The sequence below is a fragment of the Pseudosulfitobacter pseudonitzschiae genome (assembly GCF_900129395.1).
GTDB lineage: Bacteria > Pseudomonadota > Alphaproteobacteria > Rhodobacterales > Rhodobacteraceae > Pseudosulfitobacter > Pseudosulfitobacter pseudonitzschiae.
In genome coordinates, this window is the sequence record NZ_FQVP01000004.1 from 150,580 (window position 1) to 164,900 (window position 14,321).

Here is a 14,321-nt window from a genome sequence, read left to right on the forward strand (position 1 = left end):
CCTCCCTAGTGTTCCATATTATAGAACGCTATTCCGAATACGATCATTGTATCGAAAAAATCACCTGTCAATCCCCTAGCTATCCACCCCTTGCGTTGCTGCACTGCGGCAAATTTGGGCGATTGACAAATTTCCCTCTGCCTGAATACCTTGTTGTTGAAATCTTGTTCCACAATACAGAACAACGACGACCGAAACGCACCAAGCAACAGGCGAACCGAAATGCTAACCAATGTGGACAGTCTGGTGGACAGGCTCAGGGACGGAATGCGGATCGCCGTGCCCGTCGATTACGCCGGCGTTGCGATGGCATTTACCCGGCCCATGATCGCGCGCGGGCTGCGTGATCTTGACCTTGTCTGTGTCCCGACCGGCGGCTTACAAGTGGACCAGCTGATTGGCGCGGGCTGTGTGCGGTCGGTGGAAACCAGCGCCGTCAGCCTGGGCGAGGCCGGCGGCGCCCCCCGTTTCAACGCGGCGGTGAAAGAGGGGCGCATCCGCGTGATTGACGCCACCTGCCCCGCCGTTCACGCGGGGCTGATTGCCGCGCAGAAAGGATCGCCGTTCTTCCCGATGCGTGGGCTGATCGGCACCGACGTGCTGCGCAACCGCCCCGACTGGAAAGTGATCGACAATCCCTTTGCCGATCAGGGCGACCCGGTGGTGCTGATTCCCGCCATCAAACCCGATGTCGCCATTTTTCACGCGCCGATGGCCGACCGCGCGGGCAACGTCTGGATCGGCCGGCGGCGTGAACTGGCCCCGATGGCCTATGCCGCGACCGACACCTATGTCACCGTTGACCGTATCGTGGATGACAACCTGCTGGCGGATGAAACCACCGCGGCGGGGGTGCTGCCCGCCTTGTACGTGTCGGGCATCGCGCATGTGCCTCAAGGGGCGTGGCCCTATGGGCTGTGGGGTGTCTATCCGGCGGACACCGATGCGCTGAAACGCTATGCCGCCGCCGCCCGCACGCAAGAGGGGTTCGACGCCTACATGGCCGCGACCGAAACCCGGAAGGAGGTGCGCGCATGATGTCCGATGCCCCCGCCCTGCCCAGCGAAACGCTGATCACCGCCATCGCCGCCCTGCTGGCCGATGTGCGTCACGTGGCGGTTGGTGCATCGTCACCGATGCCTGCCGCCGGTGCCATGCTGCGCCAGGCGCTGGACGAACAGACCCGCCACGTGCGGCTGTCGATCCTGGGGTCGGTCGCGCACAACTTTTTCACCAACGGATCGGGCGAGCTGTTCGATTGCGCGGGTCAGGGGCGCATCGACGCCTTTTTCCTGGGCGGCGGGCAGATCGACGGGCAAGCGAACGTGAACCTTGTCGGCGCGGGCGATTATCCTCAAAGCAAGGTCCGCTGGCCCGGCTCTTTTGGGTCGGCCTATCTGTATTTCGTCGTGCCCCGCGTGATCCTGTTCCGCGAAGAACACAGCCCGCGCGTGATGGTCGAACAGGTCGATTTCATCTCGGCCCCCGGTGTCAGCCCGCCGGATGTGTACCGGCCCGGCGGGCCCGTGGCGCTGCTGACAGGCAAGGCGTTGTTTTCCTTCGACAAGACGCGACCCGGATTCACCCTTGTCTCGGTCCATCCCGGCGAAACGCTTGAAACCATCCGCGACGCGACCGGCTTTGACTTTGACCACCCCGATGTGGTGCCGCAAACCCCCGCGCCCGACGCTGCCACGCTTGCCTTGTTGCGCGGTCCGGTTCTGGACAAGCTGCAAGAAACCTATCCGGCCTTTGCCGAAAACTGGCGCCGTGACCTGGCCGCCCAAACGCAACATTGCTGAAACACTGGCCTGACAGGGCCGCACATTACCGATTGAACGGAGAACTGCATGACGCCCACCGGCTCCCTTTCCAACCTCAAGGTCATCGACGCCAGCCGAGTCCTTGGTGGGCCCTATTGCGGCCAGATCCTGGCCGACCATGGTGCGGATGTCATCAAGCTGGAACCGCCCGCAGGCGACGAAACCCGTGGCTGGGGCCCGCCCTTTCTGGATGGGGCGGCCAGCTATTTCCAGGGTCTGAACCGCAACAAGCGCGGCATTGCGGTGGACATCTCGCAACCGGCGGGGCGCACGCTGCTGCTGGAGTTGCTGGCCGATGCCGACGTGTTTCTTGAGAATTTCAAGACCGGCACGCTGGAACGCTGGGGTCTGGGCACGGATGAGCTGCAGGCGCGGTTTCCCAAGCTGGTCCACTGCCGCGTGTCCGGCTTTGGCGCCGATGGCCCGAAAGGCGGTCTGCCCGGCTATGACGCGGCCATTCAGGCGGTCTGTGGCATCATGAGCGTGAACGGCGAACGCGGCGGCGATGCCACGCGCGTGGGCCTGCCCGTGGTCGACATGGTCACCGGCCTGAACGCGGCGCTGGGTGTGTGCATGGCGCTGAACGAACGCGCCACCAGCGGGCGTGGGCAGTTCATTGAAACGACCCTGTACGATTGCGGCGTGTCGCTGCTGCACCCGCACCTGCCCAACTATTACCTGTCCGGCAAGGTCGCAGGCACCACCGGCAACGCGCATCCCAACATCTGCCCCTATGACACCTACCAGACCAAAACCGCACCGCTGTTCCTGACCGTCGGCAACAACCGCCAGTTCGCCAAACTATGCGAAGGCATTGGCAACCCCGCGCTGGCGACCGACCCCCGCTTTGCCAGCAATGCCGACCGGCTGAACAACGCGGATGCGCTCAAGCTGGAGCTGGAAACCGCGATGGCGGCGTTCGACTGCGGCCCCCTGTCGGAAAAGCTGATCCGCATGGGCGTGCCCTGCGGTGCCGTACGGACCATCGACGAAGTGGTGGCCGACCCGCACACCACCCATCGTGAAATGATCGTGGACATCGGCGCCTATCGCGGCACCGGCAGCCCGATCAAACTGTCGCGCACGCCGGTCAGCTATCACAGCGCACCGCCCCGCTTTGCCCAGCACACCGTCGAGGTGATGGCCGAACACGGGCTGGATCTGGAAACTTACCGCGACGTGCTGCCGGGGCTGGACCCCGTGGCCACACCCGAGAAAGCGTAGGACACCCCCATGACGACGCATGATACAACGCCCCTGACCATCGGCATCATCGGTGACGGGTTCATGCAGCCCGCCCTGTTCCGCACGGCGCTGGAAACGCGGCTGGGTGACCGCAAGATCACCTTCCGCGAAATGGAACTGGATTGGCCGCTGCACGTCAAATCGACCAAGGTCGATCCTGACCTGCCCGTGGGGGAATTCGTCGGCAGGCCCGAGGATTACTTTGACTTCCTGTCCGATCTGGACGTGCTGGTGACCCACCTTGCCCCGATCACCGCGCACAGTCTGGACCATGCGCCCGCGCTGAAGCTGATCGCAGTGTCGCGCGGCGGGCCGGTGAACATCGAAATGCCGGCCGCCCGCGACCGCGGCCTGAGCGTGGTCAACACGCCGGGCCGCAACGCGTCGGCGGTGGCGGAATTCACCGTGGCCTCGTTGCTGGCGGAAACGCGCAACCTGATCCGGGGGCATCTGGCGGTGAAAAGCGGGTCGTTCAACCGCGATTACTATCACTATGACAACGCGGGGCCGGAACTGGGCGAACTGACCGTTGGCATCGTCGGCTATGGCGACATCGGCACCCGCGTGGCGCGGCTGTTGCAACCGTTCGGCTGCCAGATCGTGATCTACGATCCGTTCAAACCGCTGACCGCCGAGGAAACCGCCGCAGGCTTTCGCAAGGCCGAGCTGGACGCGCTGCTGGCCGAGGCGGATGTGGTCACGCTGCACCCGCGCGTGACGCCCGAAACCATCGGCATGATCAGCCGCGAACGGATCGCGGCGATGAAACCCGGCGGCTATATCGTGAACACCACGCGCGGGCAGGTTCTGGACTATGACGCGCTGTATGATGCGCTGGTGTCGGGGCATTTGCGCGGTGCGGCGCTGGACACGTTCACCCCCGAACCGCCGCCCGCCGACATGCCGTTGCTGCAACTGCCCAATGTCACCCTGTCGCCGCATATCGCCGGTGCGTCCCGTCTTTCTGCGAAAAAGGCCGCCACTGTGATCGCCGAGGACATCGCGCGGTTTCTGGCGGGCGACACGCCCCACAACCTGTGCACCTGAGGATAGAGACATGACCGACCAAGAGCTGACTTTGCGGACCGAACTGATCGAAGCGTGCCGCGCGATGAACGGGCTGGGCATCAACAAGGGCACGGCGGGCAACATCAGCGTCCGCCACGGCGACGGCTTTCTGATTTCGCCCACCGGCATTCCCTATGACAAACTGCGCCCCGAACATGTGGTGGCGATGAACTGGGACGCCTCGTTTACGGGCGACGTGCTGCCGTCCAGCGAATGGCGGTTTCACCGCGACATCCTGCAAGCGCGCCCCGAACTGAACGCCGTGGTGCACACCCATTCGACCAAGGCGACCAGCGTGTCAGTACTGGGCCGTGACATCCCGGCCATCCACTATTCGATTGCGGCCGCCGGCGGGGACAGCATCCGCTGCGCCCCCTATGAATTGTTCGGCACGCAGGAACTGGCCCACGCAGTCGTCAAGGCGCTGGAGGGCCGCCGCGCCTGTCTGATGGCGCATCACGGCGTGATCGCGGCACATGTGTCCATTGCCCGCGCGCTGGCGCTGGCCGTGACCGTCGAAGAACTGGCGACGCAATTGCTGGCCCTGCTGCCCATGGGCGAACCGCCGGTTCTGTCCGAAGCGCAAATCGCGGTGGTGCTGGAGAAATTCAAGACCTACGGCCAGCAGACGCCCACAGTTCAAGAAGGTCTGCGACATGCGTCGTAACGCGTTGCCCTTGTGATCCTGTGCCTGGACAGCGGCACGACGGCGGTCAAGGCCGCCGCCTTTGATGCCTCGGGGCAGCTGCTGGCGCATGTGGATTTGCCCAATACGGCACTAAGACGCACGGGCCTGCGGGTTGAACAGGACATGGATGCCTCGCGCGAACTGGCGGTACGCGCGCTGCGCGACTGCATGACGCGCGCGGACGGTCATACACCGCGCGGGCTGATCCTGACGGGACAGGGTGACGGGCTGTGGCCGGTGGATGCCGACGGTCAGCCGGTCGGGCCTGCGATGACATGGCTGGACGGTCGGGCGCGGGGGCTGGTCAGCGAACTGGGCGAAGCACTGGACCGGATCGAGGACATCACCGGGTCGCGCCCCACCGCCGCCGCACAAAGCCTGCAATTGCTTTGGCTGCAACGCCACGATCCCGACCGTGTGCAGCGGATCGCAAAAATCCTGCGGCTGAAAGACTGGTTGTTCTACACCCTTACCGGCACCCTGTTGGCCGAGCCGAGCGCCGCCTTGCCGGTCTGGGGCAACTGGCGCGAGGGCCGGATGTCGGCAGAGATCGGGCAGGCGCTGGGCCTGACCCGTGGCATCGACATTCTGCCCGAATTCGCGCCCGTGGGCCAGTGCCGCGCGCCATTGTCTGCCTCCGCAGCGCAGGCTTGCGGCCTGCCCGCCGGCCTGCCGGTGCTGATGGGGCCGGGCGATGTGCAGGCGACGCTGATCGGTCTGGGGCTTGGCACCCGTCCCGAGGTCACGCGGGCGTCGGTGTTTGGCACCAGTGCAATTCATGGCTGCCTGCTGGATGATCCCGACACGATGCCGCAAAAGCCCCGCGGGGCGATGGTGCAGCAGTTCGTGCTGGGCGACGGGTTCCTGTGCTTTCACCCCTGCTTTAACGGGGCCACCCTGTTGCAGCACCTGCACGGACAGTTCCGCGATCTGCCATCGCCCGTGCCGCCCGCCTATTCGGGGTTGGTGATGCATCCCTTTTTCGAGCCGGGCGGCGAACGTGCGCCCTGGACCGACCCACAGGCCAGCGCCGCCCTGTTCGGGCTGAGTGCCGCCACCACACCGCACCAAATTGCATGGGCCGGACGCGAGGCGCTGGCCTTTGTCGCGCGCACCAGCCACACGATGATGGGTGCCGCCCAAGGCGCATTGTCGCTGGGTGGCGGGCTGGCGCGGGATGCGGATTTCGCGCGGTTTCTGGCGACCTGCCTTGGCACGCCGGTGGTGCGCAGCCCCACGGCGCACGCGGGCCCGCGCGGGCTGGCCGCGATTGCGGCAACACATCTTTTGGGTGCTTCCCCTGCCGATATCGCGGCCCAATGGATCGGCCCGCCCGAAGACAGCATTCCCCCCCAAACCGGTCCGGTCGCGCGCTATGCGAATGCAAAATTTGCATCCTTCCGCGATCTGGTCGACACAGCATCACCCCATTGGGCGGCATTGTCCGGCATCGCGGACGCCGCTGCACATCTGAACGAGGACACACTATGAAAATCGGCGCCGACCTGCTTTGCGATACCCTGCTGGCCAACGGAATCGACACCTGCTTTGCGAATCCGGGCACCTCTGAAATGCACTTTGTCGCGGCACTGGACCGCCAGCCTGCGATGCGCTGCGTGCTGGGGCTGTTCGAGGGTGTGGTCACGGGGGCCGCCGACGGATACGCCCGTATGGCCGAAAAGCCCGCCGCGACCCTGCTGCACCTGGGGCCGGGGCTGGCGAACGGGCTGGCCAACCTGCACAACGCGCGCCGTGCCGGCAGTCCGATGGTCAACGTCGTCGGCGATCACGCGACCTATCATCTGGCGCTTGACGCGCCGCTGACCTCGGATATCGAAAGCCTGGCGCGGCCGATGTCGCATTGGGTCGGACGCGCGGACAGCCCCGAAACGCTTGGCTCTACAGCAGAAGAGGCGATTTCAGCCGCCTGCACCGCACCGGGGCAGATTGCCACGCTGATCCTGCCCGCCGATGCCTCGTGGGGGGCCGCTCCGGCTGGCGATCCCGTGGCCATCACGCCGCCGCAGCCCACGGCACCGGATGCCGCGCGCATCACACAGGCCGCCGCCGCCCTGCGCAACGGGCGCACCACCACGATCCTGATCTCGGGCAAGGCCCTGCGCGATGCCGAACTGGACACGCTGGACCGCATCGCCCAAAGCAGCGGCGCGCGGCTGATGGCGCAGCAATCGAACGGTCGCATGATGCGCGGCGCGGGGCGCGTTGCCCTTGATCGGGTGCCTTACAAGGTCGATCAGGCCCTTGCGACCTTTGCCGACACCGAACAGGTGATCCTGATCGGGGCAAAGGCGCCGGTCGGCTTTTTTGCCTACCCCGGAAAGCCGGGCAAGATGCTGCCCGAAAGCTGCGAGGTGATCGACATGGCCGATGCGGGCAGCGATCTGCCAGCGGCCATTGCCGCGCTTGCGGATGAATTCGGCGTGGCAAACAGCCCCGCCGCGCGCCTTGCGTCCCGCGCCAAGCCCGACATGCCCAGCGGCACGCTGACGCCGGATGCCATCGCCGTCGCACTGGCGCACCACATGCCCGACAATGCCATTGTTTGCGACGAATCCGTGACCTCGGGCCGCGACTTTTTCCGCCACACCTATGGCGCGGCCCCGCATGATTTCCTGCAACTGACCGGTGGGGCCATCGGTGTCGGCATGCCGCTGGCCACCGGTGCCGCCGTCGCCTGCCCGGACCGCAAGGTGATCACGTTGCAAGCGGACGGATCCGGCATGTACACGGTTCAGGCGCTGTGGACGCAGGCGCGCGAAGAACTGGATGTGGTCACCATCGTCTTTGCCAACCGCCGCTACCAGATCCTGCACGGCGAGCTGAAAGACGTGGGCGCAGGCACCGCCGGGCGCAACGCCAGCCGGATGCTGGACCTAGACAACCCTGCGCTGGACTGGGTCAGCCTTGCGCGCGGCATGGGAGTCGAGGCCGCCAGCGCCAGCACCGTCGAAGAATTCAGCGACTTGCTGCGCGCGGCCTGCCAGCGCCGTGGTCCGTTCCTGATCGAAGCCTTGATATGAAAGGGCCTGCCGCCATGTCCAACGTCCGCCGCATACCGCATTGCAGCCATTGGGGCGCCTATACGATCCTTGTCGATGACAACCGGATCGTGGGGGTCGAGCCGTTTGGCCCCGACCCTGCCCCGTCGCCGATCATCCATTCGGTGGCCGAATGGACCAAAAGCGACCGGCGTGTTTTGCAGCCCATGGTGCGGCAGGGTTGGCTGGAGAACCGCGGCGCAAGTGACGGGCGCAAGCGCGGATCGGACCGGTTCGTGCCGGTCAGCTGGGACGAGGCGACAACGCTGGTATCGGACGAGATTTCGCGCGTGGCGCGCGACCATGGCAACGCGTCGATCTTTGCCGGTTCTTACGGCTGGACTAGTTGCGGGCGTTTTCACCATGCCTCGACCCTGCTCAAGCGGATGTTGAATCTGGTGGGCGGCTATACCGGCCACGTCGACACCTATTCGATTGCCGCAGGCCCGGTGATTTTGCGGCACACGCTGGGCGACGAGCGCGCCTGTGGCGGCGGAGCCAACACGCTGGACAACATTGCCGAACATACCGAAACGCTGGTCGTGTTCGGCGCAATGTCTCCGCGCACCTCGCAAAGCGAGGCGGGGGGGATCGGCACGCACCAGTTGGAAACCCACCTGCGCCGGATCGCTGAACGCGGGGTCAGGGTCGTGCTGGTGTCGCCCCTGCGCGACGACCTGCCCGACTGGCTGAATGCCGAATGGATGCCGATCCGGCCCAACACCGACGCCGCGCTGATGCTGGGGCTGGCCGGTGAAATCGTCGCCGCCGGACGCCACGCCCGTGATTTTCTGGACCGCTGCACCAGTGGCGCGGACACGCTGCTGTCGTATCTGACAGGGGCCGACGACGGTGTTGTCAAAGACGCCGACTGGGCCGCCGAAATCACCGGGCTGGATGCCACGGCAATCCGCGCCCTGTCCGCGCAGCTGGTCGACAGCCGCAGTATGCTGACCGTCAGTTGGAGCCTGCAACGCGCACACCATGGCGAGCAACCTTTCTGGGCCGCGCTGGGGCTGGCCGCGATGATCGGCCAGATCGGCCTGCCCGGTGGCGGCGTCGGCTATGGCTATGGGTCGCTTGGCGGGGTCGGTGCGCCGATCCAGACCGGCAAATCCCCTGCGATGAGCAAGGGCATGGATGCGATCCGCAGCTTTATCCCCGTGGCGCGGGTCACCGACATGCTGCTGAACCCCGGTACGCCGTTCACCTATCAGGGCGAGACCCGCACTTACCCCGATGCGCGGCTGGTCTATTGGGCGGGCGGCAACCCGTTCCACCACCATCAGGACCTGAACCGGCTGAGCGAGGCGTGGACCCGTCCCGAAACCATCATCGTGCAGGACCCTATGATGACGGCCACCGCCCGGCGCGCCGACATCATCCTGCCTGCCTCGACCTCGCTCGAGCGGAACGACCTGGCTGGAAACCGTCGGTCGGACTATATCCTTGCCATGCACCAAGCCGTTGATCCGATGGGTCAGGCGCTGTCGGATTTCGAGATTTTCTGCCGCATTTCGGAAAAGCTGGGCGTCAGGGCCGCCTTTGACGAAGGTCGCGACGAAATGGGGTGGGTGCGGCACCTGTATGACCTCAGCCGGACCGATGTGCGCGAGCGGCTGGACTTTGACATGCCCGACTTTGACACGTTCTGGGAGCAAGGTTTCGCCGCCTGCCCGATTCAGCACAACCACACCTATCTGGCCAATTTTCGCGCCAATCCGCAGGCCGCGCCGCTGGCCACGGAAAGCGGCAGGATCGTATTGGGCAGCGCCGCGCTGGCGCAGCTTGGCTATGACGATTGCCGCGCACATCCCGCGTGGATTCCGCCCGCCGAATGGCTGGGGGCCGCTGGTGCAACCGACGCGCTGCACCTGCTGTCCCACCAACCCAAGGGGCGACTGCACAGCCAGCTGGAAACCGGCCCATCCAGCCGCGAGGAAAAACGCAACGGTCGCGAACAGGTGCGCATGAACCCCGATGACGCCGCCGCGCGCAACATCGCCGACGGGCAGACCGTGCGCCTGTGGAACGATCGCGGTGCCTGCCTTGCCACCGCCAGGCTGACCGCCGACCAGCGCCCCGGCGTCGCCGTGTTACCCACTGGCGCATGGCTGACCGAACAGGCAGATGGGCCGGAATTGGCCGGCAATCCCAACGTGCTGACAATGGATGTCGGCACCTCGCAATTCGGGCAGGGCTGTTCCGCACAGACCTGTCTGGTTCGGATCGCGCCGCATGACGACAATCCGGGCGATGCCATCGAAATCTATCAGGCGCAACTGACTGCGCTTTTGACCTAAGGAAGGACTTTCATGACCAACACATCCATCAGCCGCTTTCCGGTGCCCGAGATCAAGGACCTGCCCGAGGATCTGCGCGACCGCATTCTGGCGGTTCAGGAGAAATCGGGATTCGTGCCGAACGTCTTTCTGACGCTGGCCCACAGACCGGAAGAATTCCGCGCCTTTTTTGCCTATCACGACGCCCTGATGGACAAGCCCGGTGACATCACCAAGGCCGAGCGTGAAATGATCGTCGTCGCCACCTCGAACGCCAACCAGTGCCAGTATTGCGTGGTCGCCCACGGCGCGATTTTGCGCATCCGCGCCAAGGACCCGCAGATTGCCGATCAGGTGGCGATCAACTACCGCAAGGCGGACATCACCCCGCGCCAGCGCGCAATGCTGGATTTCGCCATGAAGGTTTCGGCCCGCGCCTACGAGGTTGACGAAAGCGATGTGGAAACGCTGAAATCGCACGGGTTCAGCGAGGAAGACATCTGGGACATTGGCGCGATCACCGCGTTTTTCGGCATGTCCAACCGGCTGGCCAACCTGACCAGCATGAAACCCAACGCTGAATTCTACAACATGGGGCGCTAGGACATGGCCATTGGATACCAACAAATGCTGGACGAAGCCGACGCCAAAGTGACCTCGGTCGACGCTGCGGATATGGCCGCGCAACTGGGCGCGGAGGATATCGTGATGGTCGACATCCGTGATCCCCGTGAACTGGAACGCGAAGGCATGATCCCCGACGCCTTTCACGCCCCGCGCGGGATGCTGGAATTCTGGATCGATCCGGCCAGCCCCTATCACAAGCCGCGCTTTGCCGAGGGCAAAACCTATGTCTTCTATTGCGCCTCGGGCTGGCGGTCGCTGCTGGCCGCAAAAGTGGCGCAGGAAATGGGTCTGGACGCCCGCAGCCTGCGCGGCGGCTTCAGCGGCTGGAAAGCCGACGGCCACCCCGTTGGCGAACTGCAAAAGCGGGCGCGTTGATGCACACAGACCAGGGATCTCCGCGCATGAGCATCTATGACACCGATCTGGACCGTTGTCCGGCCAACCATCAACCGATGTCGCCCCTGTCCTATCTGGAACGGGCGGCGCTGACCTATCCCGAGCGTGTGGCGGTGATCCACGGGCCGGACCGGATCAGCTATCGCCAGCTTTGGGAAAATTGCCTGAGGCTCGGTTCGGGCCTTGTCGGGCTGGGGATTGGCCACGGCGACACGGTTTCTGTGCTGTTGTCGAACACCCCGCCGATGATCGAGGCGCACTATGGCGTCGCGATGGCCGATGGCGCGGTTCTGCATTCGCTGAACTACCGTCTGGACGCACGCGCCATCGCCTTTCAACTGGACCACGCAGAATCCAAGGTTCTGATCGTCGACCGCGAGTTTTCGGATCTGGCCGCAGAAGCGCTGAGCCTGATGACATCCTCCGCGCTGCCCATCGTGATCGACTATGACGATCCGGCCTACCCCGACGATGCCCCCTATCCCAAAGGGCCGCTGATCGGGGTCATGGAGTATGCGGCGCTGCTGGCATCGGGGTCGGCTGACTATGTGGCACCGCCCCTGCGCGACGAATGGAACGCGATTTCCCTGAATTACACCTCTGGCACCACCGGCAACCCCAAAGGGGTCGTCTGCCACCACCGCGGTGCGGCGCTGATGGCGATGAACATGGTGATCCACGGCGAAATGGGGCGGCACCCTGTCTACCTGTGGACGCTGCCGCTGTTCCATTGCAACGGCTGGAGCTTTTCGTGGAGTGTCGCGGTTCAGGCGGGCACCCATGTCTGCCTGCGCTGGGTCCGCGCCAAACCGATCTATGACCTGATTGCAAACCACGGCGTCACCCATCTGTGCGGCGCGCCAATTGTCATGACGACACTGCTGAACGCCGCCGATGCCGACAAGACGCCCTTTGCGCATACGGCAACCTTTATCACCGCTGCCGCACCGCCCCCTGCCGCCGTGCTGGAGGCGATGAAAGCTGCCGGGTTCGAGATGCAGCATATGTACGGGCTGACCGAAACCTATGGCCCCGTGGTCATGAACGCTTGGCAGGACAGCTGGGACGACCTGCCGCTGGCGGATCAGGCTGCCTACAAGGCGCGTCAGGGCGTTCGTTTCCTGTCGCTGTCCCAGGCCGATGTACTCGACCCCAAAACGCTTGAGCCTGTCCCGCGCGATGGCGAAACGCTGGGCGAGGTGATGCTGCGCGGCAATGTCGTGATGAAGGGATACCTGAAAAACCCCGCCGCCACGTCCGAGGCCTTTGCCGGCGGCTGGTTTCACACCGGCGATCTGGGTGTGATGCATCCCGACGGGTATATCCAGCTCAAGGACCGGTCCAAGGACATCATCATCTCGGGCGGCGAAAACATCTCGTCTATCGAGGTTGAGGACGCGATCTTTGCCCATCCGGCTGTTGCCTTGTGTGCGGTCGTGGCCATGCCTGACGCCAAATGGGGCGAACGGCCTGTGGCCTTTGTCGAACTGCGCGGGGGACAGGTGATCCAGGAAAGTGACCTGATCGACCATTGCCGCGCGACCCTTGCGCATTTCAAATGCCCCGCAAGGATCGTGTTTGACGAACTGCCCAAGACGTCGACCGGCAAGGTGCAAAAGTTTGTCCTGCGCGAACGGGCCAAGCTGTTGGCAGAGCAGGCGTTGGCCGGCTAAGCGCGCCTTTGCAAAAGGAGACACCGATGCAAGACACCCCCGCGCTGCCCGATGTCGGCCTTGTGGACCGTCTGGCATCGGCCCTGCCCCCCGAAGCCTTGCTGACAGGCGACGCCATTGGCCCGCGCTATCAGGAGGACCGGCGCGACCGGTTTTCCGCCCGCCCGCAGTTTGTCCTGCGCCCTGCCGACACCGCCCAGACCGCAACCGCGCTGGCGCTGTGTCATGACGCGGGGCAGCCGCTGGTGATCCAGGGCGGACGCACGGGGCTGTCCGGTGCACACCGCATTGCCGAGGGCGAGGCGGTTCTGTCGCTGGAACGGATGACCGATGTCGGCCCCGTGGACATGGACAGCGCCACCGTGCTGGCGGGGGCCGGCGCGCCGTTGCAGACGGTGCAGGTTGCGGCGCAGGACGCCGGTCTGTTCTTTGGCGTCGACATCGGTTCGCGCGGGACCGCGACCATCGGCGGAAACATCGCCACCAACGCGGGCGGCATCCGCGTGCTGCGCTATGGCATGTTCCGCGCGCAGGTTGCCGGGCTGGAAACCGTGCTGGCCGACGGCACGGTGCTGTCATCGCTGCGCGGTCTGGCCAAGGACAACACCGGCTATGACCTGAACCAGCTTTTCATCGGCGCAGAGGGCACGCTGGGCGTCGTCACCCGCGCATTGCTTCACCTGCACCCCCGCCCCCAGACAGAGTTGAACGCGTTGCTGGCCCTGCCGTCACTGCCTGCGGCCCTGGCGCTGCTTCAGCGCGCGCGTCAGGGGCTGGGCGACGTGTTGTCGGCCTTCGAGGTGATGTGGAAAGACACATATTTTGGCATCTGCGCCCACCAGAACCGCCAACCCCCGCTGGGCACGACCGCGCCGTTCTATGTGCTGATCGAATGCCAGTCCGCCGACGCAGGCCCCGCCGTGGCCGACCGGTTCACCCAGATCCTGATGCAGGCGCTGGAGGACGATCTGGCGCTGGATGCCATCGTGAGCCAATCGAACCGTGAATTCGACACCCTGTGGGACATCCGCGATGGTGCTGCCGATTTCGTGCGCGGGCTTGATGGTGTGGCCAGTGGCGATATCAGCATTCCGCTGAACCGGATCGAGGCTTTTGCCCAGGCCAGCCAGACCGCGCTGCGCCAGATTGACCCAGATGCCGGATTTTACATGTTCGGCCATCTGGGCGACGGCAACCTGCATTATGTTTTCACCACGAATGACAGAACTGCCGCGCTAGAAAAACTCTATACTCTGACCGCCGAACATGGCGGATCAATCTCGGCCGAACACGGGATCGGCGTAGACAAGAAACCGTGGCTGAGCCTGTCGCGCAGCCCGCAAGAGCTGGCTGTCATGCGACAGATGAAGCGCACCCTTGACCCCAGGACGATCCTGAATCGCGGGCGTCTGTTCGATTTGTAAGATGGGCCGTCCCCACGCTGCCGATCGCGTTTCGCA

General features: G+C 64.8%; 12 protein-coding genes. All 12 read left to right on the top strand.

Annotated elements, in window-relative coordinates; genetic code table 11:
• Positions 1-222: 222 nt before the first annotated feature.
• From BUC08_RS12555 to BUC08_RS12610, 12 genes are read left to right on the top strand one after another with little or no spacing between them, the layout of a single operon-like run.
• The gene (locus BUC08_RS12555; protein WP_037922561.1) at positions 223-1,038 is read left to right on the top strand and encodes a CoA transferase subunit A; all 816 of its coding nucleotides are present in this window, start codon (positions 223-225) and stop codon (positions 1,036-1,038) included.
• On the top strand, positions 1,035-1,802 hold the full coding sequence (locus BUC08_RS12560; RefSeq protein ID WP_224769712.1) for a CoA transferase: 768 nt from the start codon (positions 1,035-1,037) through the stop codon (positions 1,800-1,802). The genes BUC08_RS12555 and BUC08_RS12560 overlap by 4 nt, the downstream gene beginning before the upstream one ends.
• A 48-nt stretch (positions 1,803-1,850) precedes the next feature.
• Positions 1,851-3,047 carry a CaiB/BaiF CoA transferase family protein gene (locus BUC08_RS12565; RefSeq protein ID WP_037922563.1) on the top strand — a complete coding sequence of 399 codons (1,197 nt, stop codon included), beginning with the start codon at positions 1,851-1,853 and terminating at the stop codon, positions 3,045-3,047.
• 9 nt (positions 3,048-3,056) lie between these two features.
• Positions 3,057-4,115 (top strand): 2-hydroxyacid dehydrogenase, encoded by a 1,059-nt coding sequence (locus tag BUC08_RS12570; protein WP_051693973.1) that lies wholly within the window; start codon positions 3,057-3,059, stop codon positions 4,113-4,115.
• A gap of 10 nt (positions 4,116-4,125) precedes the next feature.
• Positions 4,126-4,803 (top strand): class II aldolase/adducin family protein, encoded by a 678-nt coding sequence (locus BUC08_RS12575; protein WP_037922565.1) that lies wholly within the window; start codon positions 4,126-4,128, stop codon positions 4,801-4,803.
• A 12-nt stretch (positions 4,804-4,815) separates the two neighbouring features.
• On the top strand, positions 4,816-6,315 hold the full coding sequence (locus BUC08_RS12580; protein WP_037922567.1) for an FGGY family carbohydrate kinase: 1,500 nt from the start codon (positions 4,816-4,818) through the stop codon (positions 6,313-6,315).
• Positions 6,312-7,865, top strand: a complete 1,554-nt coding sequence (locus BUC08_RS12585; protein ID WP_037922569.1) for an acetolactate synthase large subunit — start codon at positions 6,312-6,314, stop codon at positions 7,863-7,865. The genes BUC08_RS12580 and BUC08_RS12585 overlap by 4 nt, the downstream gene beginning before the upstream one ends.
• 14 nt (positions 7,866-7,879) lie before the next feature.
• On the top strand, positions 7,880-10,186 hold the full coding sequence (locus BUC08_RS12590; protein ID WP_037922570.1) for a molybdopterin-dependent oxidoreductase: 2,307 nt from the start codon (positions 7,880-7,882) through the stop codon (positions 10,184-10,186).
• Positions 10,187-10,198: 12 nt separating this feature from the next.
• Positions 10,199-10,768, top strand: a complete 570-nt coding sequence (locus BUC08_RS12595) for a peroxidase-related enzyme (protein WP_037922572.1) — start codon at positions 10,199-10,201, stop codon at positions 10,766-10,768.
• A 3-nt stretch (positions 10,769-10,771) separates the two neighbouring features.
• On the top strand, positions 10,772-11,167 hold the full coding sequence (locus BUC08_RS12600) for a rhodanese-like domain-containing protein (RefSeq protein ID WP_037922575.1): 396 nt from the start codon (positions 10,772-10,774) through the stop codon (positions 11,165-11,167).
• 26 nt (positions 11,168-11,193) lie between these two features.
• Complete coding sequence (locus tag BUC08_RS12605) at positions 11,194-12,861, top strand: acyl-CoA synthetase (protein WP_081855334.1); 1,668 nt, start codon at positions 11,194-11,196, stop codon at positions 12,859-12,861.
• Positions 12,862-12,887: 26 nt separating this feature from the next.
• Positions 12,888-14,285, top strand: a complete 1,398-nt coding sequence (locus BUC08_RS12610; protein ID WP_037922581.1) for an FAD-binding oxidoreductase — start codon at positions 12,888-12,890, stop codon at positions 14,283-14,285.
• Positions 14,286-14,321: the final 36 nt, after the last annotated feature.

What these genes read in the sequence shown, in the direction of transcription:
- BUC08_RS12605 (WP_081855334.1), top strand. Translation starts at nt 11,194, where the DNA reads ATGAGCATCTATGACACCGATCTGGACCGTTGTCCGGCCAACCATCAA.
- BUC08_RS12600 (WP_037922575.1), top strand. Translation starts at nt 10,772, where the DNA reads ATGGCCATTGGATACCAACAAATGCTGGACGAAGCCGACGCCAAAGTG.
- BUC08_RS12570 (WP_051693973.1), top strand. Translation starts at nt 3,057, where the DNA reads ATGACGACGCATGATACAACGCCCCTGACCATCGGCATCATCGGTGAC.
- BUC08_RS12610 (WP_037922581.1), top strand. Translation starts at nt 12,888, where the DNA reads ATGCAAGACACCCCCGCGCTGCCCGATGTCGGCCTTGTGGACCGTCTG.
- BUC08_RS12595 (WP_037922572.1), top strand. Translation starts at nt 10,199, where the DNA reads ATGACCAACACATCCATCAGCCGCTTTCCGGTGCCCGAGATCAAGGAC.
- BUC08_RS12555 (WP_037922561.1), top strand. Translation starts at nt 223, where the DNA reads ATGCTAACCAATGTGGACAGTCTGGTGGACAGGCTCAGGGACGGAATG.
- BUC08_RS12560 (WP_224769712.1), top strand. Translation starts at nt 1,035, where the DNA reads ATGATGTCCGATGCCCCCGCCCTGCCCAGCGAAACGCTGATCACCGCC.
- BUC08_RS12585 (WP_037922569.1), top strand. Translation starts at nt 6,312, where the DNA reads ATGAAAATCGGCGCCGACCTGCTTTGCGATACCCTGCTGGCCAACGGA.
- BUC08_RS12565 (WP_037922563.1), top strand. Translation starts at nt 1,851, where the DNA reads ATGACGCCCACCGGCTCCCTTTCCAACCTCAAGGTCATCGACGCCAGC.
- BUC08_RS12575 (WP_037922565.1), top strand. Translation starts at nt 4,126, where the DNA reads ATGACCGACCAAGAGCTGACTTTGCGGACCGAACTGATCGAAGCGTGC.
- BUC08_RS12590 (WP_037922570.1), top strand. Translation starts at nt 7,880, where the DNA reads ATGTCCAACGTCCGCCGCATACCGCATTGCAGCCATTGGGGCGCCTAT.